Raw genomic sequence first — 23,487 nt, forward strand, 5'->3', positions numbered from 1 at the left:
TTATAATGAAACAAGTATATAAGATTTGAAACGGAAGATGTAATTATGATTTAATTATCTTTAACTTTAACATTTTAAAATTTAATAGAGCATATGTTAGAATTAGGAGGAATAATAATATTAGGAATATTAGCACAATGGGTGGCATGGAAGTTTAAAATTCCTGCTATTTTACCATTAATTCTAATTGGTCTTTTAGTAGGCCCAATTGCTGCTGAATTTTTAAGCGAAGATGGCACTAAGTGGATAGAGCCAATATGGAATGGAGAAGAAGGGCTTTTTCCGGGTGAAAGCTTATTCTATTTTGTGTCCTTAGCCATAAGTATTATTCTTTTTGAAGGTGGATTAACACTTAAAATAAGTGAAATAAAAAATGTAGGACCAGTAATTACAAAGCTAATTTCTTTAGGATCCATAGTTACCTTTTTTGGTGCAGCAGTAGCAGCACATTTTGCTTTTTATTTAAGTTGGGAGATTTCATTTTTATTCTCAGGGCTTATAATTGTTACTGGACCAACAGTAATTACGCCAATTTTAAGAAACATTCCATTAAAAAAGGATGTGTCGACAGTATTAAAGTGGGAAGGTATTTTAATAGATCCAATTGGAGCGTTAGTAGCCGTTTTGGTTTTCGAGTTTATTACTGTTGATGTAGGAGGAGAGTTTACAAAAACTGCTTTAATAGAGTTTGGTAAAATTGTATTGTTTGGAGCTACTTTTGGTTTCACTTTTGCTCATGCCATGAACTTTATTATTAATAAAAATTTAGTGCCACATTATTTATTAAATGTATTCGCATTAGCTGCAGTTTTAGGTGTTTTTGTTTTAGCCGATACTTTTGCACACGAATCTGGATTACTAGCTGTTGTTGTTATGGGTATGGTTTTAGGCAACTCTAATGCGCCTTATTTAAAAGAGCTATTATACTTTAAAGAATCTTTAAGTATATTATTAATTTCCATCTTATTTATACTCTTGGCGGCTAATATAAACATGTCAGATTTATATTTAATTTACAACTGGAATACAGCAGTATTATTTGCAGCTGTTGTTTTTATTATTCGTCCAATTGGCGTGTTTTTAAGTACATATGGTTCATCATTAAAATTTAATGAAAAAATCTTTATTAGTTGGGTTGGACCTCGAGGAATAGTAGCAGCAGGTATTGCTTCTCTTTTTGGATTAAAATTAGCAAAAGAAGGTGTTCCGGGAGCAGAATATATAACACCTTTGGTCTTTATGATTGTTTTAGGAACAGTACTATTAAATGCAACTACAGCGCGATTATTTGCAAAAATGATTGGTGTCTTTTTACCAAAATCTAATGGTATATTAATAGTTGGAGCGAGTAAAGTGTCTAGACTTATCGGGCATTATTTAGAATCTAACGGAAGACATGTTGTTTTAATAGACAGTAATCCAAGTAATATTGCAAAAGCAAAAGAATTAGGTTTAGAGGCATTAAATACTAACATCTATTCCGATACTTTAATGGATAATATAGAATTAAACGATGTTGGCTATTTAATGGCACTAACAGGAAGTAACGATGTTAATAAGTATGCCATTAATAAGTTTAGCAAGCAGTTTGGAGAAAATGGTTCTTTTAGATTGGTTAGTGTAGACGAAATGATCGACGATAATAACAACCCAAAAGAAGGCTTGTTTTCGCACACAGACGATTTTAATACACTTAGTAATGTCACTAAAAAATATCCAAGTATTCAGGAAATAGTATTAAGAGATAAAGCGCATTACGATAGCTTAATTGAAATGTCTAATAATGATAAAGATATTATTCCTTTATTTATTAAAAATGATGAATCTGAAATACAGATTATCCCTTCTAATAATAAAGATATTGAAGAAATAGGAGAAAATTTTCACCTCGTGTACTTAGGTAAACCATTTGATGTTGAAGAAGTTGCTAATGAAGAAGCATAACAAGTTGCTTTTAGCAGGAAATATTATTTAAAATGATATTAGCTTATCATACCTATTACAATAACTATATATATTATAAAAAATGTCCTTATTAAAATTTGATTCTATTAGACAAAAGATAATGCCAAAATTTACGCAAGATATTGGCAAGTCTCATTTTAATAATAAAGTAAAAGGCACTAAAAAAACAAAAATTAGTAAAATTTTAATCTGCCGCCCAAACCAAAGGTTGGGAAATATGTTACTAATAACACCTTTAATACAGGAGTTGGTAGCTACTTTTCCAGATTGTAAAATAGACCTTATTGTTAAAGGAGGTGTGGCTAGACCTGTTTTTCAAGAATACGAAAGTGTAAACAACATTATTATATTACCTAGAAAACCGTTTAAAGAGCTATTTAAATATTTAAGAATTTTCTTTTCGGTTAAAGTAAAAAAATACGATTTAGTAATATGTGGAGATAAAGGCTCTTCTTCAGGTAGAATTTTAACCTACTTGTCTAATGCTAAATACAAGGTTTATGGAACATTAGAAAAGACGCCAAATAGCTTTGAAGAGGATTATTATCACATGGCTAAAAACAATGTGTATCTTCTAAGGTATTATCTAGAGCAAATAGGATATGGAATTAATACAAATTCTATTGCTAAATTAGATTTAAAACTTACCGAAAGCGAACTTGTAAATGGTAAAACGATTTTAGATAATTCAGTTATTGATTCTACTAAAAAAACGATACTAATTTTCACCTTTGCTACAGGTAATAAATGTTATTCTAAAGCGTGGTGGAGTACTTTTTATACTGCCTTAAAAACTAAATTTGGGGATACTTATAACATTTTAGAAGTGCTACCAGCAGAAAACGTATCTCAAATAGATTTTAAAGCAGGTTCTTTTTATAGTAAAGATATAAGAGAAATAGCAGCAGTAATTGCAAATGCAGAGCTGTTTGTTGGAGGAGATGGTGGTATTATGCATTTAGCAGCTGCAACAAGTGCAACAACAGTAGGTTTGTTTTCTGTTACGCCAACACACAAATACAGACCTTATGGTAATAAAAACGATTTTATAGATACAAAAACTGGAACTGTTGAGGATTATATGTCGTTAATAGAGAGTAAATTATAAATTTAAAATGAATATAGCTTTATTCTAAACAATTGGAATTAAGAAAATAGCAGTAAAACAAAAAACCTTCAGCGTAAACTGAAGGTTTTTTTATATCTAAAATTCGAGTTGTTAATAATCGAATTAATCATTCAACTTTAAAACAGCCATAAATGCCTGTTGAGGTATTTCTACATTACCTACTTGGCGCATACGTTTTTTACCTTTTTTCTGCTTTTCAAGTAACTTACGTTTACGTGAAATATCTCCACCATAACATTTTGCAGTTACATCTTTACGTAATGCTTTTACTGTTTCTCTAGCAATAATTTTTGCTCCAATAGCTGCTTGAATTGGAATATCGAATTGTTGACGTGGAATTAACTCCTTCAACTTTTCTGTCATTTTCTTACCGATATTATGTGCGTTATCTGCGTGAATTAATGCAGAAAGTGCATCTACAGGCTGTGCATTTAATAAAACGTCTAAACGTACTAATTTAGATGTTTTCATACCTATTGGGTGGTAATCGAAAGAAGCATAACCTTTAGAAACCGTTTTTAGTCTATCGTAAAAATCGAAAACAATTTCTGCTAAAGGCATTTCAAAAGTAAGCTCAACACGAACAGGTGTTAAATACGTTTGATTTGTAATCATGCCACGTTTCTCAATACATAAGCTCATTACGTTACCAACAAAATCGGCTTTTGTAATTATTGTAGCTTTAATAAAAGGTTCTTCAACCCTATTAATCATTGTTGGTTCTGGTAAATCACTTGGATTATTTACAATAAATGGCTCGTCAGGATTTTTGTTAGTATAAGCGTAGTACGATACGTTTGGTACAGTAGTAATTACCGTCATGTCAAACTCACGCTCTAAACGCTCTTGTATAATTTCCATGTGTAGCATTCCTAAGAAACCACAACGGAAACCAAAACCTAAAGCCGCAGAACTTTCTGGTTGAAACACTAAAGAGGCATCGTTTAATTGAAGCTTTTCCATAGAGTTTCTAAGCTCTTCGTAATCTTCTGTGTCTACAGGATAAATACCTGCAAAAACCATTGGTTTTACATCCTCGAAGCCCTCTACAATGTTAGTGGTCGGGTTAGCAAAATCTGTAATTGTATCTCCTACTTTTACTTCTTTAGCCGTTTTAATTCCAGTAATTAAATAACCAACATCACCAGTTTTTACACTCTGTTTTGCAACTTGAGTTAGTTTTAAAGTACCAACTTCGTCTGCGTTATATTCTTTGTCTGTAGCGACAAATTTAATTTTTTGTCCTTTTTTAATTTCTCCGTTAAAAACTCTAAAGTAAGTTTCAATACCTCTAAAAGTATTGTAAACCGAATCGAAAATTAAAGCTTGAAGTGGTGCATCTGGATCTCCTTTTGGAGCAGGAATACGTTCAATAATAGCTTTTAAAATGTTTTCAACACCAAAACCAGTTTTTCCACTTGCGTGTATTACTTCTTCTGGTTTACAACCTAAAAGATCTACAATATCGTCTGTAACTTCTTCTGGGTTTGCACTTGGTAAATCGATTTTATTTAAAACAGGAATAATTTCTAAATCATTCTCAAGCGCTAAGTATAAATTAGAAATAGTCTGTGCTTGTATACTTTGCGCAGCATCTACAATTAGTAATGCACCTTCACAAGCAGCAATAGATCGTGATACCTCGTAAGAGAAATCTACGTGACCAGGAGTATCAATTAAGTTTAAAACATACTCTTGTCCTTCGTAAGTATATTCCATTTGGATAGCGTGCGACTTAATGGTAATACCACGTTCGCGTTCCAAATCCATACTATCTAAAAGTTGCGCTTGTTGTTCACGAGCAGTTACAGAACCTGTTGCATCGAGTAAACGATCGGCAAGTGTACTTTTTCCGTGATCAATATGTGCAATAATGCAAAAATTTCTAATGTGCTTCATAATCTATAGGCTCTTACTAAAGAAAGAGTCTGCAAATATAAGGCATTTATTAGCGATTTTTTCAGTTTTTCTTAGGAATACGGACTTCAAAAAATTACGGTTTTAACCGTAATAAAAATTAAAAAACTATTAGTAACTTGCTTTTTCGTTAAAATATCAAATGAAATATTACTTATACTCACTAATTTTTCTTTTTTCTACTGAAGTTATTGCACAGGAATTCACCATTTCAGCGACAGTTATTGAGGAGGACACAAAGCCTATAGCATATGCTAATGTCGCAATTTTTTCCTCTGATAAATCTGAAGTAATTGATGGTTCAAATACAGATGAAGATGGGAATTTTATAATTGAAAACCTTAGTGCAGGTGAATATGTTTTAAACATATCATTTGTTGGTTACACATCTTACAGTAAAACTATTACACTTTCTAAAAATATTAATTTAGGAGAAATAACTTTAAAAGAGTCTACCGAAACATTAGAAGGAGTAACTATTATTACTAAAAAACCAACGATTAAAAAACTAGCAGATCGTCTTGTTTTTAATGTCGAAAATACTGCACTAACCCAAGGAAATCTTTTAGATGTTTTACGAAGTACTCCAACAGTTTTTGTTTCAGAAGGAGCTATTAAAATTAAAAGAAATATTCCAACTGTTTATATTAATGGTAGAAAAGTAAACTTGTCTGGCGCAGAAGTTATTCAGCTTTTAGAAAACACACCAGCCAACTCAATTAAATTTGTAGAAGCTATTACAACACCAGGTGCAAAATATGAAGCTTCAAGCGGTACTGTTTTAAATATTATAATGGGTAAAAATTTAATAACAGGTTACAGAGGGCGAGTTTTTAGTAATTATAAACAAGGTGTTTTTCCAAATTATAACGTTGGAATTTCTAACTTTTACAAGACAAAAAAAATAAGTCTTTCGGCTAATTATAGCTTTTCTAAAAATAAAGTGAATAGAGATAATGAGGATGAAATTAGTTTTTTAGATAATAGTAATACATTAGACCAATTATGGGCATCTAATATTAATAGAAACACTTGGTCCGAAACGCACAACACTAGCATTAGCTTAGATTATTTTATAAACAATAACAATACATTTACCTTATCTTCAAACATATTATTAACACCATACTTTAAGTATAGTACTAAAAATAAAACAACAGTTTTTAATGATGATGAAGTTTTATTGTCAAGTTTTAATGCCAATACATTATCTAGAGACGATAAACATAATTTAAGTTTTGATGCAGATTATGTAAGTAAGTTTAAAAACGATGGAAAATTATCTTTAAATACTCACTATACTACTTTTGATTATTCTAGAGAACAAGACGTTAATAGTCAGTATTTATTAGCAGATAATAGTTTAGATTTTGATACTGCTTTTAGAACAAATTCAGGTCAAAATATAGAGATTTTAACATCTCAAGTAGATTATTATATTCCATATAGTGAAGATTCTTCTTTATCTCTTGGGTTTAAAAGCTCCATAGTAGAGACAAGTAACGACTTAACACAGGCAGATATTATAGATGGTCAACAGGTTTTAAATAATTCAAATGTTTTTGATTATAACGAAAACGTATTAGCTGCTTATGCTAGTTACGAAGATAAATTTGGTAATTTTAATTTTACTGCAGGCTTAAGAGTAGAGCAAACAGACCTAGAAGGAAAATCTTTAAATGATGTTAATAAACAAGATTATTTAGAGTGGTTTCCTACCATTGTTTTAAACCATAAAACAACTGAAACTATAAATATATATACTAAATATAAAAGAACAATATCAAGACCAAGCTACCAATCTTTAAATCCTTTTGAGTTTTTTTTAAATGATAATACAATTGTTGTTGGTAATCCAAATTTACAACCGTCTTTTAGTAACAGGTGGGATTTAGGTATTGTATTTAACGATAAACATACTTTTGAATTTGCCCTAAAAACTACAAATGGTAATGTTAATGAATTACCTATTCAAGACAACATAAACAATACTATTACTCATACTCCTAAAAATATTGGAGAAACAACAGAAGTAGTTTTAGCTTACGAAACCTATTTTACTCTATTTAAAAAGGCTTCTATTTATTTTACTAATGCAGTTTATAATACAACAGAGAAAACAGAAATAGAGAATAAAAGCATAGAGCTTGATCAATGGAGTGTTTATTCAGATTTAGGTATAAGTGTTAATTTTCTGAAAGATAATAGTCTATCAACATATCTATCTTTAACTTATATCGGTAAAAACTTAGAAGGATTACAAACGGTTAAAGGACAATTAGCTTCCGATCTTACAATATCAAAAACAGTTTTTAATAAACGAGGAGCATTATTTTTAAATGTTGCAGATATTTTTAATAAATCCGATTTTTATACCAATACAAACTATTTAAATCAACGAAACAGAAAATTCATAAATGTAGATACGCGCTATATTAAGTTAGGATTTAGTTATAAGTTTGGTAACAGTACACTTGAAACTAACGAGAAGTACATAGACCACAAGGAGCGCGATAGAATAAAAACGATGGAGTAATAGAAGCTAACACTATTTTTAAGTGAAACCGTTTTGTTTTTAAGCCATCATACTACCACAAATACCTAAACTAACAAGTACGTAAACTACAGCAAGTATAAAAAATACTTTTGCAGCTTTTTTATTTCTTTTAAGTAATAAGAAGCCAATAATAGCTAGTATTACAGCAGGTCCAAACATAATTACTGCAATTAACAGAATTAAACCATCTAAATTTCCTACCTCTATTAATAATGTATTCATTTTATAAATTATTTAATATTACTATCCCGTAAATAATAAAACTTACTACTAGCCAGACTATAGCTAATTGATAATACTCTTTTTGTTTTTTACTATTCTTTATAGCATCTTTACTATAATAAAGCAATACTACTGCAGGTAAAAACAGTACTAGAATAAGAATAATCCACAGCATTACATTTCGTTTCTAAGTTCTTCTAAACGTGCTTTTTTGTCGTCGCGATAAAATAAATTCATGGTTTCAAAAGGTATAATTTTATTGTCTTTATCTACAATATGCACACACGATTTTTTTATAGCGCGAACATCAAAATTATAGGCATCTATAAATTGCATTATAATTACACGAAAGAGATTGTCGTAACCCAAATTTGGCGCATCAATATTTGGTAGACAACACATAATAGATTTTAAATTTTCTTCTGCTACTTCAACGGAATTTCCAGTACTAAACAGCTCAATCATTTTATCTTGAAGTTGCTCGTCTTGCTCGTAAATAATGGTGTTTTTACTATTGTCTAATAAATCTGCCGGATTAATATAACGTGTTAAAGGAAAGGTTTCATCGCCTAGTTTAAGTGCATAGCCCATAACTAAAGCATCAGGATTACAAGGCACAGGAATAAGATCATCACTATTAAAAACAGTAGTCTGCTCCATTATTTTTCTGCGCACTTCGGTAAGTGTCATTCTATCGGTTTCCGGGTTAAAATTATCCAATCGTCCAGCAATTTGTGTTGGTTGTAATGTAACACCACGACAACATTTTTGCTTTAAAGCATATTCTATAATTTTTCCAATTTCATTATCATTCAAACCTTTTTGTAACGTAACAACCAATGTTGTAGAAAGGTTTACAGCGTTTAAGCTAGCAATCGCTTTTTCTCTTATGTGGTTTAAATCTGCTCCACGAAGTTCACGGAGCACACTGTTTTCAAAAGAATCGAATTGTAAATACACTTCAAAATCTGGAGCGTAGGTTTTTAGTCTTTCTGCGAAAGCAATATCTTTTGCAATTTTAATACCGTTAGTATTTAACATTAAATGTCGAATAGGTAACGATTTTGCATAATCCATAATCTCCCAAAATTGCGGATGTATTGTTGGTTCACCACCAGAAATTTGTACAACATCTGGCTCTTTTTCATTCTCCACAATAGTATCTAACATGGCCTTAATTTCGTCTAGTGTTCTGTGCCTACCATAAGTTGGTGATGAGCCAGCATAGCATGTTGGGCATGTTAAATTACAACGGTCTGTAACCTCGACAACTGTTAAGCAAGAATGTTGCTCGTGGTCTGGACACAAACCACAATCGTAAGGGCAACCATAATCGGTTTTAGTATTAAATTTATAAGGCGTTTCGCTTGGTTTATTGTAGTTTCTAATGTTTTTATAATACTCAATATCGTCTGCAATTAACACCTTACTATTACCGTGTTCTTTACAGCGTTTAAGCATGTAAACATTGTCGTTTTCGAAAACTATTTTTGCGTCTACGCGTCGTAAACACTCAGGACATAAACTTAAAGTAAAATCGTAATAGGTATATTTTCTTACTGGCATTTTTTAGTTTTTTAAGTGTTTTGGGCGTTACCTAAAGGTCAGGCTTTCCGCTATATCTTTTTTGTCGAAAAAAACAAAAAAGGATGCCGCTTCAATCCTTAACGCGCTCGCCAGCTATTTATTAGTTTAGCGATAAATTTATAGTAATACAACCAACAAATTACACATAATATTTGAATGCTGCTTAATCCTAAAACATAAAACACATTAGGTTTTATAAACTCAATACAAAAGCGGAAAGCAAAATAACTAAGCATAAAAATTATAAACAGTTCGCCATTTTTTAAAGTTATTTTTTTTTGAAGGTATTTTAAAATGAAAAATAAAAGCACCAAAAAAACCAATTCGTATAAAGCAGTTGGGTGCCTTAAAGCGCCATCACCTAAATCCATACCAAATATTGAAGCTGTTACTTTTCCATAAGTAAACTCTTTTATACCTAACAAAAAGCAACCAATTCTACCAATAAAGATGCCTAAAATAATAGGAAACACAAATAAATCTCCAGAAGATTTGGTTTCTCCAATTCGTTTTTTAGCGAATTCTACACCTAGTAATCCGCCAAACAATCCACCCATTATGGTTTTAGTGTTTAATAAATTAATAAGGTTTGCTTGTGTCCATTCTACAAACGGATTTTCTAACAAACCTACCAATCGAGAACCAACCAAAGCACCAATAGCTGCGCCTAAAATAATAGACAATCTATTGCCTCCAGAAATAGCATCTTTAGAGCGTTTACGTAAATAAACATAATATCTAAAGGCAATAAAAAACGCGAGATACTCTAAAACAAGATGAATGTTTATGTGGTAGCCTAGTACTATAGGTTCGAATGGGATTTGCAATGCGTAATTTTTTATAAATATAAAAGAATTTAAGTTTAGACCTATCAGATTTTTAAAACCTAAGTGAGCTATACAATACATTAATAGAAAAAGATGTAATTTTGCAACAAAATAGAATACTTTGGTTAAAATAGACAACATAGAACTTCCGGATTTCCCATTGCTTTTAGCACCAATGGAAGATGTTAGCGATCCACCTTTTCGTGCTTTATGTAAAGAACAAGGTGCAGATGTTGTGTATACCGAGTTCGTAAGTAGTGAAGGCTTGATTCGTAATGCTGCAAAAAGCGTTATGAAATTAGATATTTACGAAAAAGAAAGACCTGTTGGTATTCAAATTTTTGGAGCTAATATGGAGAGTATGTTGGAAACCATCGATATTGTTACGGCTTCTAAACCAGATATTATCGATATTAATTTTGGTTGTCCAGTAAAGAAGGTAGTAAGTAAAGGTGCAGGAGCAGGTATTTTAAAAGACATCTGTTTAATGGAGCAGCTAACTGCCGAAATGGTAAAACGTACTAATATTCCAATAACAGTAAAAACACGCTTAGGTTGGGATGATGATTCTATTAGAATTGTTGAGGTTGCCGAAAGACTACAAGATGTAGGTTGTAAAGCTATTGCAATTCACGGAAGAACTAGAGCGCAAATGTATAAAGGTAGTGCAAATTGGAAACCAATTGCAGAGGTTAAAAACAATCCGCGAATGCATATTCCTGTATTTGGAAATGGAGATGTAACAACACCAGAACTCGCTATGAAAATGCGAGATGAATATGGTTTAGATGGCTGTATGATTGGTCGTGCAACAATTGGTAATCCTTGGTTTTTTAAACAAGTAAAACACTTTTTTGAAACGGGAGAACATTACAGGCCAATTACTATGCAAGAGCGCGTAGAAGCTGCGCGTAGGCACTTACAAATGGCTATAGATTGGAAAGGAGAAATACTTGGTGTTTTTGAAACAAGAAGGCATTACACTAACTATTTTAAAGGTATTCCACATTTTAAGGAACATAGAATGAAAATGGTAACAAGTGATGCATCTGTAGATGTATTTGCAGCTTTTGATGAGGTACTTGAGAAATTTGGCGATTTTCAGTTTACAGAATAATCCATAAAAAAAATACTATATATATTTAAAACCTCCATTCTTTAATTAAAGAATGGAGGTTTTATTTTTAGATTAGAACAAGAAAGTCTTCAACCTGTCTAAAATAATTTATCCAGTTTTTACCATATCTTTTGTAATTCTAGCAGAAGCAATTTTTGAGGCTATTATACCTAAAATTGTAATGGTTACAAATACAAGAAGCATGTTTTCAAACTTAATAGCAAGCGGATATGGTAAGTTGGGAGTAATGTAAACTTTTAGAAATTCTGGTCCATATATTTGGTTTAGCGATATTAGGTAGCCAATAAATAAACCTAGTAAAGAGCCTATAATTGTCATTGCTGCACCTTGAATAAAGAAAATGCGCCTTATATCTTTTAACGTTGCGCCAATGCTGTATAGTGTAGTTAAGGTTCTTTTTTTATCTAAAATCATCATTATTAAAGATCCTATTACATTAAAGATTAAAATAATAGAGACAAGCGTTAATAACAGGTAAACCATAAGGTTTTCTGTATTTAGCATTTTGTTTAACGCATCATTTAATTGTTGCGTGTTTTTTAATGTAATATTGTCTCCTAAAACTGCTCGAATTTGAGCTTTTACTTCATCTTCATTTGCGCCTTCTTTTAGTTTAAATTCAATATTTGTAATCTGGTTGTCTTTAAAACTAAGTAATTCTTGTGCTACTTCTATTGCTGAAAAAATATAGTTGTCGTCTAGTTTTTCGTTCACAGTAAAAACACCAACATTTACTGTTTCTACTTTATTAAAAGCCTGTTCTAGAGATGTTATTTGTCCTTTTCCTGGCTTTGGTACCAATAGGGTAATTCGTTTTCCGTAATCTAATAAGCCAATGTTTAAACTGTTAGATACACCGTACCCAACAACCACTTGACTTGTTTTATTTGTTAACCAACTGCCTTGCCAGAGAATAGAGTCTACTTTATTTACCCGTGTATAATTAGAATCTACACCTTTAATAAATAAAGGTTGTTTTTTGCCATCGAAAGAACCAATAACACGTTCTTCTACAATTTTAGAATAACTTGCAATACCGGCAATTGTCCTTAGTTTAGCTTCGCTATTTGGTTCTAAAATAAAAGATTTACCTAAAGTGGTTTCGGCTTTTAAATCGGGATCTATTATTGTTGTGTACTGTAGTGTAAACTCACGAAGCCCAGCAAAACCAGACAAGACAACAAATAAAGATGCCGAACCTAAAACAATACCAACAATGGCAATATAGGTTATAAAATTAATCGCATTATTCGAGCTTTTAGAGCGTAAATAACGCTTTGCGATGTAAGTAGAAAAGCTCAAAGAGTTTACGATTTTTTACGTTTCCCTAAAAGGTCTGGATCTTTTAATGGGTCGTCTTTTCCTTTTAAAGATTGTTCGATTTTATCGATATGTTCTAAAGAATCGTCCACAAAAAAGTAAAGTTGTGGCATTCTACGTAGTTGATTTCTTGTGCGTTGTGCTAATTCATGACGAATAAACGGCTGATTAGATTTAATACCTTCTACCAATTCTTTCGCTTTATTATTTGGGAAAATGCTTAAATATACCTTCGCCACCGATAAATCTACGGTTACACTAACCTTAGATACCGAAATAATAACACCACGCATACCGCCCTGAGTAGCAGCTGTTTGTAGTATGTCTACTAGATCGCGTTGTAAAACCGACCCTATTTTTTTTTGTCTTTGACTTTCTTCTGTTTTCATCTATTGTATTACTCCCAACGCTTTAGTATTAAAGATTGGACTGCAAAAATACGCTTTTTAAATATTATAGTATTTTTGAAATCAAAAATTATACCTTATTATTAAGGTGTAAATATAAAAGTGTTATAAAAATAAGGTTTTCGCTTTCGCGGAAATAATAAAACAGAGTATAAAATGAATAAAATAGAACATATAGGTATCGCCGTAAAAAACTTAAAAAACTCGAACGATTTATTCGCTAAACTATTTGGTGAACCTCATTATAAAACCGAAGAAGTAGAATCCGAAGGTGTAAATACTTCGTTTTTTCAAGTTGGAGAAGATAAAATTGAATTACTAGAAGCAACTAAAGAAGATAGTCCAATAGCTAAATTTATAGAAAAAAAAGGAGAAGGTATACATCATATAGCTTTTGATGTAGATGATATAGTATCTGAAATTAAGAGACTTAAAGCCGAAGGTTTTATTGTTTTAAACGAAACACCAAAAAAAGGAGCAGATAATAAATTGGTTGCTTTTCTACATCCAAAATCATCAAATGGAGTTTTAATTGAACTTTGTCAAGAAATAAAGGAATAAATGTTGTGGAGTTTTAAAAATAATATTAGATTTGCACACCGATTTTGGTCCCATAGCTCAGTTGGTTAGAGCACCTGACTCATAATCAGGTGGTCCTTGGTTCGAGCCCAAGTGGGACCACATAAAATTGTAAAGCCTTTCATTTATTTGAAAGGCTTTTTTTGTTTGAGAACATTATCGTTAATTGTTAAAAGAATATTATTCAACTTTCAGTATTTTAGGAGCATCTATTAGAACATGTTTGTTATTTGCTATGTATAAACTAAACTTCGAGTTTTTTTGATCACGAATTAATAGAATTATAATTTCACAAACCTATGTATTAGGATTGTTTTTTACGTTTTACCGACAAAAAACCACACTTAATGGATTTTTTTAATCGAATTAATAGTTTAAAGTTTTATTACGACAGTTTTTTTTATACATTTACTGACTGAATTATGATACAAAATAAAAAACCATTTGCCTCAATCTTATTTGTATTAATAAGTTTTGTATGCTCTGCTCAAACGCAGAATCCGCCACCGCCACCTCCGGCAGGACCATCAGGGCCTGTAGGTCTTCCTATAGATGGAGGTTTAATTATATTATTTGCTGCAGGTTTTTTGTACGGTATCTACAAGCTGTACACCAATAGAAGAAAAGTAGTTTAACTATTTAATGCGTTTAATCTAGAAACGTATTTTCCAATCACGTCAAACTCTAAATTTACTCCAGAGCCTATTTTAAAGGTTTTAAAATTAGTATGCTCGTGTGTGTAAGGAATTATTGCTACGCTAAACTCATCTCGTTTAGAGTTTACAACAGTTAAACTAACACCATTTACTGTTACCGAACCTTTTTCAATGGTAATATTATTAAGAGACGAGTCGTACTTAAATGTATACAACCAGCTTCCTTGAGTTTCTTTAATATTTATACATTCTGCAGTTTGGTCAACATGACCTTGTACAATATGTCCGTCAAGTCTATCTCCAAGTTTCATAGCGCGTTCTAAATTCACAACAGATGAAACCTGTAAACTCCCAATATTGGTTTTTTCTAATGTCTCTTTAATAGCAGTTACTGTATATTGCTTACCATCAATATTTACAACTGTTAAGCAAACACCATTATGTGCAACACTTTGGTCTATTTTTAACTCGTTAGTAAAAGAACTTTCTACTGTAATATGTAGGTTCTCTAATTCATATTTAAGATTTGTAACACGCCCTAAGGTTTCAATAATTCCTGTAAACATACTTTTAACTGTATTATTTGGTTAAATTTGCGAGTATAAAATTACGAACAATAGTTAGCATTATTAATGAAGAGAGAAGAAAAAATAATTGTAGGCATCTCGATTGGAGATTTAAATGGTATTGGTTCAGAGATTGTATTAAAGATTTTTGAAGATAATAGAATGATGGATTTTTATACTCCAGTAATCTTTGCATCTACAAAAACAATGACTTTTGTTAAAAACTATTTTAAATTAAATATTAATTTAAATGGCATTAATACAACAAAGGAGATTGTTCATGGAAAAGTAAACGTGCTTAATTGTTGGAAAGAAAACGTAAATATTAACTTTGGAAAAGAAGATCTTAAAATAGGTGAGTATGCTATCAAATCTTTAGAGGCTGCAACAAAAGCTTTAAAAGAAGAGGAGATTGATGTTTTAGTTACAGCTCCAATAAATAAGAGCAATATCCAATCAGACACTTTTAAATTCCCTGGTCATACAGATTACCTAGCTCAAGAGCTAGAGGGAGATAGTTTAATGTTTATGGTTACAGATACTTTAAGAGTTGGACTTTTAACAGATCATGTTCCAGTAAAGGATGTGTCTAATCATATTTCTCCTGAATTAATTACAAAAAAAATAGAAACAGTTTATAACTCTTTAAAAACCGATTTTAGAATAAGTAAACCTAAAATTGCTGTTTTAGGCATTAATCCACATACTGGAGATAATGGTGTTATTGGAACAGAAGACGACACCGTAATGAGACCAACACTTAAAAAAATTAAAGAAAGTGGTAAATTAGTATTTGGTCCGTATGCAGCAGATAGTTTTTTTGGAAGTGATAATTATAAAAGTTTTGATGCTATTATTGCATCATATCACGATCAAGGCTTGATACCTTTTAAAACATTATCGTTTGGACAAGGTGTAAACTTTACAGCAGGATTAAACAGAGTTAGAACCTCTCCAGACCACGGTACTGCTTACGAAATCGCAGGAAAAGGTGTTGCAGATACTAGTTCTTTTAAAGAAGCGTTATTTACAGCAGTAAGTATTTTTAAAAACAGAAACGAATTCGAAGAGTTAAACAAGAACCCTTTAGCCATAAGCAAAAGGAAGCGTTTTGATGAAAGAAAATACGAATCAAAAAAGAAGTAAACAAAAAATTGTTAATAAGTCTGCTCGATAAATAAAAATTTGTATATTTGCAGGCTCAAAATAGATGTGATAATGAAGCCATTGAAAGAGTTTACAATTCCATTTGTAGGTTTAAAAGAAGGAAAGCATCAATTTGATTTTAATATTGAAAATAAGTTCTTTGAATATTTCGGGTATGAAGACTTTAACAGTAGTAATTTAAAAGTTGATGTCGATTTTATAAAAAAATCAACACTTTTAGAACTACATTTTGAAGTTTCAGGAACAGTAAACGTTAATTGTGACGTTACTAATGAACCTTACGACCAATCAATTGAAAATGCTTTCGATTTGGTAGTTAAGTTTGGAGAAGAATACAATGATGAGAATATAGATATTCTTATTATTTCTCATGGAGAATACGAGATCAATATACAACAATATGTATATGAACTTATCGTATTAGCCATGCCAACAAAACGTATTCATCCTGGGATTGAAGATGGTACGTTAGATTCAGATATACTTGAAAGATTAGAAGAATTAAGTCCTAAAGAAAAGGATATAAAAGAAGACCAAGAGGAAATAGATCCTCGTTGGAATACATTAAAGAAACTATTAACGGATAAATAAAATAATAAAATGGCACATCCTAAAAGAAAAATCTCGAAAACAAGAAGAGATAAAAGAAGAACTCATTACAAAGCAACTGCGCCACAGGTTGCAACTTGCCCAACAACAGGTGAGCCGCACTTATACCATAGAGCACACTGGTTCGAAGGAAAGTTATATTACAGAGGTCAAGTATTAATTGACAATGCTGTTGCAGAAGAGAATATTGCATAATATACTATGCATGCATATAGAAAACGCTCACTTGTGGGCGTTTTTTTTGTTATATATTTTTCTTTAAGTTAAAAACAACTTAATTTGCACGTAATTAATTGAAAATTGCTACTTTTAATAAAATACGGCCCTCTTTTGATGGTTTCTAGCGATTTTCGATCAAATTAACTTAAAAATATGAGTAAAATCTCTGCGGCAATTACAGCTGTAGGCGCATATGTGCCAGAGTATAGATTAACCAATAAGATCTTAGAATCTATGGTTGATACAAACGACGAATGGATAACCTCTAGAACAGGTATCAAAGAACGTCGCATATTAAAAGGAGAAGGCAAAGGAACTTCCTATATGGCTATTAAAGCCGCTCAAGACCTTCTACAAAAATCTAAAGTAAATCCTGAAGACATAGAACTGGTAATTGTAGCTACTGCAACTCCAGATATGCAAGCCGCATCTACTGCTGCTTATACAGCTACGCAAATAGGAGCAGTAAATGCATTCTCTTTCGATTTAGAAGCTGCGTGCTCTGGTTTTCTCTTTGGCATGTCAACAGCTGCTAGATATATTGAGTCTGGGCGCTACAAAAACGTATTACTTATTGGAGCAGACAAAAACTCTTCAATGATTAATTACGAAGACAGAGCAACATGCATCATCTTTGGAGATGGAGCAGGAGCTGTGTTATTTCAGCCAAATGAAGAAGGTTTAGGTTTACAAGACGAATATTTAAGAAGTGATGGATCTGGTAGAGAATTTCTACAAGTAAAATCAAGCGGATCTTCATATCCTGTTACAGCAGAAACTTTAGCTAAAAAAGAGAATTTTGTTTTTCAAGATGGAAAAACAGTATTTAAAAATGCCGTTTTTAATATGGCAGATGTAGCAGAAAAAATTCTTAAAAGGAATAATTTAACAAATGATGATGTGGCATGGTTAGCGGCACATCAAGCCAATAAAAGAATTATAGATGCGACTGCAAAGCGCATTGAATTAGACAATGATAAAGTAATGATGAATATAGAAAAGTATGGAAATACTACTTCTGCAACATTACCTTTATTAATAAATGATTACGAATCGCAATTAAAAAAAGGCGATAATATTATCTTTGCTGCCTTTGGCGGTGGATTTACTTGGGGCTCAATATATTTAAAGTGGGCTTACAACTCTTAATAAAACTAACAAAAAACACTTAATAACTCTAATATTATGGATTTAAAGGACATTCAAAACTTAATTAAGTTTGTAGCAAAATCTGGTGCAAGTGAGGTTAAATTAGAAACAGAAGACGTTAAGATTACAATAAAAACAGGATCTGAAGAGACAACAATTGTGCAGCAGATGCCAATGGGTCAGATGCCACAAATGCAAATGCCAGTAGCACAAGCTCCTGCACCGGCAGCAGCTGCAACTCCAGTTGCACCAGTAGAAAGCGAAGACTCTAAATACATAACTGTAAAATCTCCAATAATTGGTACATTTTATAGAAAACCATCTCCAGATAAGCCATTATTTGTAGAGGTAGGACAAACTATAGCAGAAGGAGACGTGCTTTGTATTATTGAAGCTATGAAATTATTTAACGAAATCGAATCTGAAGTATCAGGTAAAGTAGTTAAAATTTTAGTGGACGACTCTTCTCCAGTAGAGTTTGATCAGCCATTATTTTTAGTAGATCCATCTTAATATAAATCCCAATTTTCAATTCGCAAACTCCCATATAAATTGGGATTTGTTTTTTGAATATTGAAAATTATTAGCATTTATGTTTAAAAAAATATTAGTTGCCAATAGAGGAGAAATAGCACTACGTGTTATTAGAACCTGTAAAGAAATGGGCATCAAAACTGTAGCAGTTTATTCTACTGCAGATGCCGAAAGTCTTCACGTTAAATTTGCAGACGAAGCGGTTTGTATTGGTCCAGCGCCAAGTAGCGAATCGTATTTAAAAATGTCTAACATTATAGCAGCAGCAGAAATTACAAATGCAGACGCTATACATCCGGGTTATGGATTTTTATCAGAAAATGCTAAATTTTCTAAAATCTGTGCCGAACACGAAATCAAATTTATTGGAGCTTCTCCAGAAATGATTGATCGTATGGGTGATAAGGCCAATGCAAAATCAACAATGATTGAAGCTGGTGTACCTTGTGTACCAGGAAGTGAAGGTATTATAGAAACTTTTGAAGATTGTAAAAAGATAGCAGTTGAAACCGGTTATCCAGTAATGCTTAAAGCATCAGCTGGTGGAGGTGGAAAAGGAATGCGTGCCGTTTGGAAACCAGAAGATTTACAAGAAGCTTGGGAATCTGCAAGACAAGAGTCTAAAGCTGCATTTGGAAACGATGATATGTACATGGAAAAGCTTATTGAAGAGCCTCGACACATCGAAATTCAAATTGTAGGAGACTCAAGAGGAACAGCATGTCATTTATCAGAAAGAGATTGTTCTATCCAAAGACGTCACCAAAAATTAACAGAAGAAGTACCTTCTCCATTCATGACGAATGCTTTACGTAAAAAAATGGGTGATGCCGCAGTAAAAGCAGCAGAATATATTAAGTACGAAGGAGCAGGAACAGTTGAGTTTTTAGTAGATAAGCATAGAAATTTCTACTTCATGGAGATGAATACACGTATTCAAGTAGAGCACCCAATTACAGAACAAGTAATAGATTTCGATTTAATTCGTGAGCAAATTCTTGTAGCTGCAGGTGTGCCAATTTCTGGTAAAAATTATTTACCACAATTACACTCTATAGAATGTAGAATTAATGCTGAAGATCCTTTCAATGACTTTAGACCGTCACCAGGAAAAATCACAACATTACATGCACCTGGAGGACATGGAGTACGTTTAGATACTCATGTTTATGCAGGATATTCTATACCGCCTAATTACGATTCTATGATTGCAAAGTTAATTACAACTGCGCAAACAAGAGAAGAAGCAATTAATAAAATGAAACGTGCTTTAGACGAATTTGTAATAGAAGGTATCAAAACAACAATACCATTCCATAGACAATTAATGGATCACCCAGATTATTTAGCGGGTAACTATACTACAAAATTTATGGAAGATTTTGTAATGGAAAAACCAATAGAAGATTAAAACAAAAAAGCGACTTGAATATTTCAAGTCGCTTTTTTTTATAATGTAAAATTTTCTTTAATAATTTTAATAACATGTGGAACTTTATCTGTAGCAAAGTTTAGAGTTATACTATATTCATTTTCTTTAATGTTAGTAAGTAGTAAATTCCCTTGAGAAATAGCGTAAGCTCCTGTTTGTCCTCGACAAAAACAATACCTTTCAAAGCCAACATTAGCTTTTTTTAAATCTACATCTGTTAAATTTAACTCTAAGCCTTTAGAGTCAATTTCAATATAAATTACCTCTCTATAATTAGAATCTTGAAAACCTTCAATTTCATTTCGTTTGTATTCAAATTTTAAAACAGTTTTTTCTCCATCTAAAAGCTCAGAATAACTATTACCGAATTCGTCGATTTTTATATTGTAAGTTTTATTTTTTAAAATATTAAAGGAACAGATTCCATCTTCTGGACATAAAATTGTTTCATCAACGAAAAGCGTTTTTGTATTTAAATTCTTGCTTGTATTGCAAGCAATAGCAAAAAAACAAACAAGCGTTGTGTATAATAATTTCATATTTAAAGGTAATAAATTTAAATTTAACTACAAATTTTTGGTACTGAGCTATTAGCAATTTATATTTATACTTCATTAAAAAATAACGACATGAAAAAAAAGTACTTTAAATGGTTGTTTACTTTAATGCTTTGCGTGTTAATAACACTGCCTGCATTATCGCAAAACAAAAAATCTTTATGGAATAAGACATCTAAAAATGCTGCTTCAAAAAAGGAGCTCGCTTTTAGAAAAAGCGAACCAAATAAGGCAGATTATTATCAATTAGATATTAATGCCTTAAAAGCAGAGCTTCAAAATGCACCAAATAGAAATACTTATTTTGGGGCTTCAAATCTTCTTTTAGATTTTCCTACAGCAGAAGGAACTTTAGAAGCTTATAGAATTAAAGAAGCTCCAATAATGGAAGAAGAGCTTCAGAATAAGTATCCAAATATCCGTACATATGTAGGAGAAAGTGTAAATACACCAGGTACAGTTATTCGTTTTAGTATAACATCTCAGGGATTGCACACTATGTCTATGTCGAATAATAATGGGACTCAATTTATAGATCCTTATACAAAAGGAGGTAATGAATATATAGTCTATGCTAAAAAGAATTTACCAGTATTAGATCAAAATTGGGAATGTGGTGTAGTTGATGGTGAAGCAATTGAAGAAAATAAAGGTTTGGAAATCAGTATGCAAAGGAATGCTGATGATGGTCTATTAAGAAACTTTAGAATTGCAGTTGCTACTACTATTGAGTATTCATCATTCCATTGGATGGCGGCAGGACTTACTGCTGCAGATAGTGAAGCAGCTAAAAGAACAGCTGTTATGGCTGCTGTTGTTGTAACAATAAACAGAAACAATCAAATTTATGAAAGAGATTTATCTATCACGATGACATTGGTTGGAAACAATGATAGCATCGTTTTTGTTAATTCTGATAACTTTTCAAATGATAATGCAAGTGCTTTAATTAATGAAAGTCAAACAGTTATAAATGCGACAATAGGTTCTGCAAATTACGATATTGGACATACTTTTAGTACAGGTGGTGGAGGTTTAGCACAATTAAACTCTCCATGTACAGGAAATAAAGCAAGAGGTATTACAGGTTTACCAGCACCAGTTGGAGATGCTTACGATATTGATTTTGTTGCTCATGAGTTAGGACATCAATTTGGTGCTCCCCATACATGGAACGGTACGGAAGGAAATTGTACTACGGGAGCTAGAACAGCTTCTAATGCATACGAGCCTGGAAGTGGATCAACTATTATGGCTTATGCTGGAATATGTGCACCACAAAATGTACAGAATAATAGTGACGCTTATTTTCATCAAAAGAGTTTACAAATGATTTGGGATAACGTTACAACTGGTAATAGCCAATGTGCCTCAACGACTAATACAGGTAATAATGCACCAACATCTAATGCTGGAGCAGATTACATTATTCCAAGTTCTACACCTTATATGTTAACAGGAACTTCTACAGATTCTGATGGAACAGCAACACATACATATACATGGGAGCAATACGATTTAGGAGCAGCAGGTTTGCCTCTAGAAACTAATACTTCTGGACCAATGGTAAGATCTTATACAGGAACATCAAGCCAAACAAGATTTATTCCTAGAATGGAAGATATTCTTATTTCTGGAGGTGTTTCCACAACTTGGGAGAAATTAGCTTCTGTTGCAAGAACACAAAATTTTAGACTTACAGTTAGAGATAATGATATTTCTGGTGGACAAACGGCTGTAGATGAAATGGCTGTTACTGTTAATAGTGCAAATACAATACCTTTTGCCGTTACTTCTCAAAGTTCATTAACATCTTGGGTAGGAGGAGATACAGAAATTATTACTTGGGATGTTGCAGGAACAAACGCAGGAGCAGTAAACTCACCTAATGTAGATATTTTATTATCTACTGATGGAGGTTTAACTTATAACACTGCTATCGCAACTGCTGTTCCTAATAATGGAACATATAGTATCACAGTTCCTGATATTGTAGAAGGGAATTGTAGAATAATGGTAAAAGGAAGTAATAATATCTTTTTTAATATTAACACAGCTAGAATTGCTATAGGGTTTGGTTTTACAGAATCCTGTACAACTTATTCTTATGCTATCAATCAAACCATCGCATCTAATGCAACTGCATTTGAGTTTTTTGATGAAGATGTAACAGATTCTGGTATTATATCTGATGTTAATGTAAAATATGATATAACGACATCTAATCTATCACAATTACATTTAGCAATTATAGCTCCAAACGGACCAGGAGGAACAGATTTAAATAGATCTTACCTATACGCAGCAGGACCATGTACAGCTACAGATGGTAGTGCTAACATACAAGTAACTTTCGATGATGAAGCTTCAGGGCCAATAGTATGTGGTACCAATCCTTTAGTAGGAACAGTAACTACTGCAAACCTTACTACAGGAGCAATACCTTTAAGTATTTTTGATGGTCAAGAAATGAACGGAACTTGGAGATTTATGGCTGCAAATTTAGGTTCAAGTAACATGGTTTTTAATACTGTAGATTTAGAAATTTGCACACTAGAACTTGCACCTTTAAGTGTTGAAGATTTTGATTTAGAAAACTCATTCTCTGTATTTCCAAATCCAAATAATGGAGAGTTTACAGTTAAGTTTAATGAAGCGACAGGAAACATAAATTTAGAAGTAATAGATATTAGAGGTCGTTCTATATTTAAAAACAACTATAATAACTCAGGTGATTTTAGTAAAACTATTAACTTAGGAAGTGTACAGTCTGGAATGTATTTACTTCGTGTAAATAATGGTACTAAAGCAGTAACTAAAAAGATTATTGTAGAGTAATATTACATTTATCAATATTTTAAAAAAACTCCGAAAGCAATTTCGGAGTTTTTTTATATATAAGATGTATTGTTAATTAAGTAGTAATTTTTTTTCTAAAAAACCTTTAAAA

Annotated in this window: 21 protein-coding genes and 1 tRNA gene; 14 read left to right on the forward strand and 8 right to left on the reverse strand. The window is 31.9% G+C overall.

The annotated features are described in order from the left end of the window. Window positions 1-93 precede the first annotated feature (93 nt). Both Q0935_RS05440 and Q0935_RS05445 read left to right on the forward strand, forming a co-directional pair. On the forward strand, window positions 94-1,944 hold the full coding sequence (locus Q0935_RS05440; RefSeq protein WP_299383137.1) for a sodium:proton antiporter: 1,851 nt from the start codon (window positions 94-96) through the stop codon (window positions 1,942-1,944). Window positions 1,945-2,065: 121 nt separating this feature from the next. Further along, complete coding sequence (locus tag Q0935_RS05445; protein WP_299383139.1) at window positions 2,066-3,073, forward strand: glycosyltransferase family 9 protein; 1,008 nt, start codon at window positions 2,066-2,068, stop codon at window positions 3,071-3,073. A gap of 123 nt (window positions 3,074-3,196) precedes the next feature. On the opposite strand, the gene lepA is transcribed toward Q0935_RS05445, so the two are convergent. Beyond that, window positions 3,197-4,993 (reverse strand): translation elongation factor 4, encoded by a 1,797-nt coding sequence (gene lepA, locus Q0935_RS05450; RefSeq protein WP_299250461.1) that lies wholly within the window; start codon window positions 4,991-4,993, stop codon window positions 3,197-3,199. A 160-nt stretch (window positions 4,994-5,153) separates the two neighbouring features. Here lepA and Q0935_RS05455 point away from each other — a divergent pair, with 160 nt between their 5' ends. After that, complete coding sequence (locus tag Q0935_RS05455) at window positions 5,154-7,547, forward strand: TonB-dependent receptor (RefSeq protein WP_299383142.1); 2,394 nt, start codon at window positions 5,154-5,156, stop codon at window positions 7,545-7,547. A 39-nt stretch (window positions 7,548-7,586) separates the two neighbouring features. Here the strand turns inward: Q0935_RS05455 and Q0935_RS05460 are convergent, their stop codons facing one another. From Q0935_RS05460 to Q0935_RS05470, 3 genes are all read right to left on the reverse strand, one after another. Beyond that, window positions 7,587-7,790: a hypothetical protein gene (locus tag Q0935_RS05460; RefSeq protein ID WP_299383145.1), complete on the reverse strand. Its 204-nt coding sequence runs from the start codon at window positions 7,788-7,790 to the stop codon at window positions 7,587-7,589. A 174-nt stretch (window positions 7,791-7,964) separates the two neighbouring features. Further along, entirely contained in the window at window positions 7,965-9,356 is a 1,392-nt protein-coding gene (locus tag Q0935_RS05465; protein WP_299383149.1) for a radical SAM protein, read from the reverse strand. A gap of 98 nt (window positions 9,357-9,454) precedes the next feature. Next, complete coding sequence (locus Q0935_RS05470; RefSeq protein WP_299383155.1) at window positions 9,455-10,204, reverse strand: prolipoprotein diacylglyceryl transferase; 750 nt, start codon at window positions 10,202-10,204, stop codon at window positions 9,455-9,457. Window positions 10,205-10,325: 121 nt separating this feature from the next. On the opposite strand from Q0935_RS05470, the gene dusB reads away from it, so the two are divergent. Then, a complete protein-coding gene (gene dusB / locus Q0935_RS05475) occupies window positions 10,326-11,321 on the forward strand; it encodes a tRNA dihydrouridine synthase DusB (protein WP_299250448.1) in 996 nt (331 codons plus the stop codon). Between the two features lie 108 nt (window positions 11,322-11,429). Here the strand turns inward: dusB and Q0935_RS05480 are convergent, their stop codons facing one another. Together Q0935_RS05480 and rbfA are read right to left on the reverse strand one after the other, a co-directional pair. After that, the gene (locus tag Q0935_RS05480) at window positions 11,430-12,644 is read right to left on the reverse strand and encodes an ABC transporter permease (RefSeq protein WP_299383158.1); all 1,215 of its coding nucleotides are present in this window, start codon (window positions 12,642-12,644) and stop codon (window positions 11,430-11,432) included. 5 nt (window positions 12,645-12,649) lie between these two features. Next, window positions 12,650-13,051, reverse strand: a complete 402-nt coding sequence (rbfA, locus tag Q0935_RS05485) for a 30S ribosome-binding factor RbfA (RefSeq protein WP_055436152.1) — start codon at window positions 13,049-13,051, stop codon at window positions 12,650-12,652. Between the two features lie 174 nt (window positions 13,052-13,225). On the opposite strand from rbfA, the gene mce reads away from it, so the two are divergent. The 3 genes from mce to Q0935_RS05500 all read left to right on the forward strand — a co-directional run bounded on the left by mce (window position 13,226) and on the right by Q0935_RS05500 (window position 14,283). Further along, window positions 13,226-13,630, forward strand: a complete 405-nt coding sequence (gene mce / locus Q0935_RS05490) for a methylmalonyl-CoA epimerase (protein WP_299383160.1) — start codon at window positions 13,226-13,228, stop codon at window positions 13,628-13,630. 46 nt (window positions 13,631-13,676) lie between these two features. Continuing rightward, window positions 13,677-13,750, forward strand: a tRNA-Ile gene (locus Q0935_RS05495). 320 nt (window positions 13,751-14,070) lie between these two features. Further along, the gene (locus Q0935_RS05500) at window positions 14,071-14,283 is read left to right on the forward strand and encodes a PID-CTERM protein-sorting domain-containing protein (RefSeq protein WP_299250441.1); all 213 of its coding nucleotides are present in this window, start codon (window positions 14,071-14,073) and stop codon (window positions 14,281-14,283) included. On the opposite strand, the gene Q0935_RS05505 is transcribed toward Q0935_RS05500, so the two are convergent. After that, complete coding sequence (locus Q0935_RS05505) at window positions 14,280-14,870, reverse strand: riboflavin synthase (protein ID WP_299250439.1); 591 nt, start codon at window positions 14,868-14,870, stop codon at window positions 14,280-14,282. The genes Q0935_RS05500 and Q0935_RS05505 overlap by 4 nt on opposite strands. A gap of 66 nt (window positions 14,871-14,936) precedes the next feature. Between Q0935_RS05505 and pdxA the strand changes: the two genes are divergently transcribed. From pdxA to accC, 6 genes are all read left to right on the forward strand, one after another. Continuing rightward, window positions 14,937-16,016 carry a 4-hydroxythreonine-4-phosphate dehydrogenase PdxA gene (gene pdxA, locus Q0935_RS05510; RefSeq protein ID WP_299250437.1) on the forward strand — a complete coding sequence of 360 codons (1,080 nt, stop codon included), beginning with the start codon at window positions 14,937-14,939 and terminating at the stop codon, window positions 16,014-16,016. A gap of 72 nt (window positions 16,017-16,088) precedes the next feature. Beyond that, window positions 16,089-16,628 carry a DUF177 domain-containing protein gene (locus Q0935_RS05515; protein ID WP_299250434.1) on the forward strand — a complete coding sequence of 180 codons (540 nt, stop codon included), beginning with the start codon at window positions 16,089-16,091 and terminating at the stop codon, window positions 16,626-16,628. 9 nt (window positions 16,629-16,637) lie between these two features. Further along, entirely contained in the window at window positions 16,638-16,841 is a 204-nt protein-coding gene (rpmF, locus tag Q0935_RS05520) for a 50S ribosomal protein L32 (RefSeq protein WP_013869593.1), read from the forward strand. A gap of 177 nt (window positions 16,842-17,018) precedes the next feature. Continuing rightward, window positions 17,019-18,014 (forward strand): beta-ketoacyl-ACP synthase III, encoded by a 996-nt coding sequence (locus Q0935_RS05525; protein WP_299250432.1) that lies wholly within the window; start codon window positions 17,019-17,021, stop codon window positions 18,012-18,014. 36 nt (window positions 18,015-18,050) lie between these two features. Beyond that, window positions 18,051-18,527 (forward strand): acetyl-CoA carboxylase biotin carboxyl carrier protein, encoded by a 477-nt coding sequence (gene accB / locus Q0935_RS05530; protein ID WP_299383164.1) that lies wholly within the window; start codon window positions 18,051-18,053, stop codon window positions 18,525-18,527. 79 nt (window positions 18,528-18,606) lie between these two features. After that, window positions 18,607-19,959 carry an acetyl-CoA carboxylase biotin carboxylase subunit gene (gene accC, locus Q0935_RS05535; RefSeq protein WP_299250428.1) on the forward strand — a complete coding sequence of 451 codons (1,353 nt, stop codon included), beginning with the start codon at window positions 18,607-18,609 and terminating at the stop codon, window positions 19,957-19,959. Window positions 19,960-19,997: 38 nt separating this feature from the next. Here the strand turns inward: accC and Q0935_RS05540 are convergent, their stop codons facing one another. After that, a complete protein-coding gene (locus Q0935_RS05540; protein ID WP_299250426.1) occupies window positions 19,998-20,519 on the reverse strand; it encodes a hypothetical protein in 522 nt (173 codons plus the stop codon). A 90-nt stretch (window positions 20,520-20,609) separates the two neighbouring features. On the opposite strand from Q0935_RS05540, the gene Q0935_RS05545 reads away from it, so the two are divergent. Then, window positions 20,610-23,375, forward strand: a complete 2,766-nt coding sequence (locus Q0935_RS05545) for a reprolysin-like metallopeptidase (RefSeq protein ID WP_299383167.1) — start codon at window positions 20,610-20,612, stop codon at window positions 23,373-23,375. Window positions 23,376-23,487: the final 112 nt, after the last annotated feature.

This window comes from uncultured Lacinutrix sp. (genome assembly GCF_947500605.1).
Classification (GTDB): Bacteria; Bacteroidota; Bacteroidia; order Flavobacteriales; family Flavobacteriaceae; genus Lacinutrix.

Bases quoted from the DNA above. Each gene is read 5' to 3' on its own strand.
- Q0935_RS05440 (WP_299383137.1), top strand. From the start codon at position 94: ATGTTAGAATTAGGAGGAATAATAATATTAGGAATATTAGCACAATGG.
- Q0935_RS05445 (WP_299383139.1), top strand. From the start codon at position 2,066: ATGCCAAAATTTACGCAAGATATTGGCAAGTCTCATTTTAATAATAAA.
- lepA (WP_299250461.1), bottom strand. From the start codon at position 4,993: ATGAAGCACATTAGAAATTTTTGCATTATTGCACATATTGATCACGGA.
- Q0935_RS05455 (WP_299383142.1), top strand. From the start codon at position 5,154: ATGAAATATTACTTATACTCACTAATTTTTCTTTTTTCTACTGAAGTT.
- Q0935_RS05460 (WP_299383145.1), bottom strand. From the start codon at position 7,790: ATGAATACATTATTAATAGAGGTAGGAAATTTAGATGGTTTAATTCTG.
- Q0935_RS05465 (WP_299383149.1), bottom strand. From the start codon at position 9,356: ATGCCAGTAAGAAAATATACCTATTACGATTTTACTTTAAGTTTATGT.
- rbfA (WP_055436152.1), bottom strand. From the start codon at position 13,051: ATGAAAACAGAAGAAAGTCAAAGACAAAAAAAAATAGGGTCGGTTTTA.
- mce (WP_299383160.1), top strand. From the start codon at position 13,226: ATGAATAAAATAGAACATATAGGTATCGCCGTAAAAAACTTAAAAAAC.
- Q0935_RS05500 (WP_299250441.1), top strand. From the start codon at position 14,071: ATGATACAAAATAAAAAACCATTTGCCTCAATCTTATTTGTATTAATA.
- Q0935_RS05505 (WP_299250439.1), bottom strand. From the start codon at position 14,870: ATGTTTACAGGAATTATTGAAACCTTAGGGCGTGTTACAAATCTTAAA.
- pdxA (WP_299250437.1), top strand. From the start codon at position 14,937: ATGAAGAGAGAAGAAAAAATAATTGTAGGCATCTCGATTGGAGATTTA.
- Q0935_RS05515 (WP_299250434.1), top strand. From the start codon at position 16,089: ATGAAGCCATTGAAAGAGTTTACAATTCCATTTGTAGGTTTAAAAGAA.
- rpmF (WP_013869593.1), top strand. From the start codon at position 16,638: ATGGCACATCCTAAAAGAAAAATCTCGAAAACAAGAAGAGATAAAAGA.
- Q0935_RS05525 (WP_299250432.1), top strand. From the start codon at position 17,019: ATGAGTAAAATCTCTGCGGCAATTACAGCTGTAGGCGCATATGTGCCA.
- accB (WP_299383164.1), top strand. From the start codon at position 18,051: ATGGATTTAAAGGACATTCAAAACTTAATTAAGTTTGTAGCAAAATCT.
- accC (WP_299250428.1), top strand. From the start codon at position 18,607: ATGTTTAAAAAAATATTAGTTGCCAATAGAGGAGAAATAGCACTACGT.
- Q0935_RS05540 (WP_299250426.1), bottom strand. From the start codon at position 20,519: ATGAAATTATTATACACAACGCTTGTTTGTTTTTTTGCTATTGCTTGC.
- Q0935_RS05545 (WP_299383167.1), top strand. From the start codon at position 20,610: ATGAAAAAAAAGTACTTTAAATGGTTGTTTACTTTAATGCTTTGCGTG.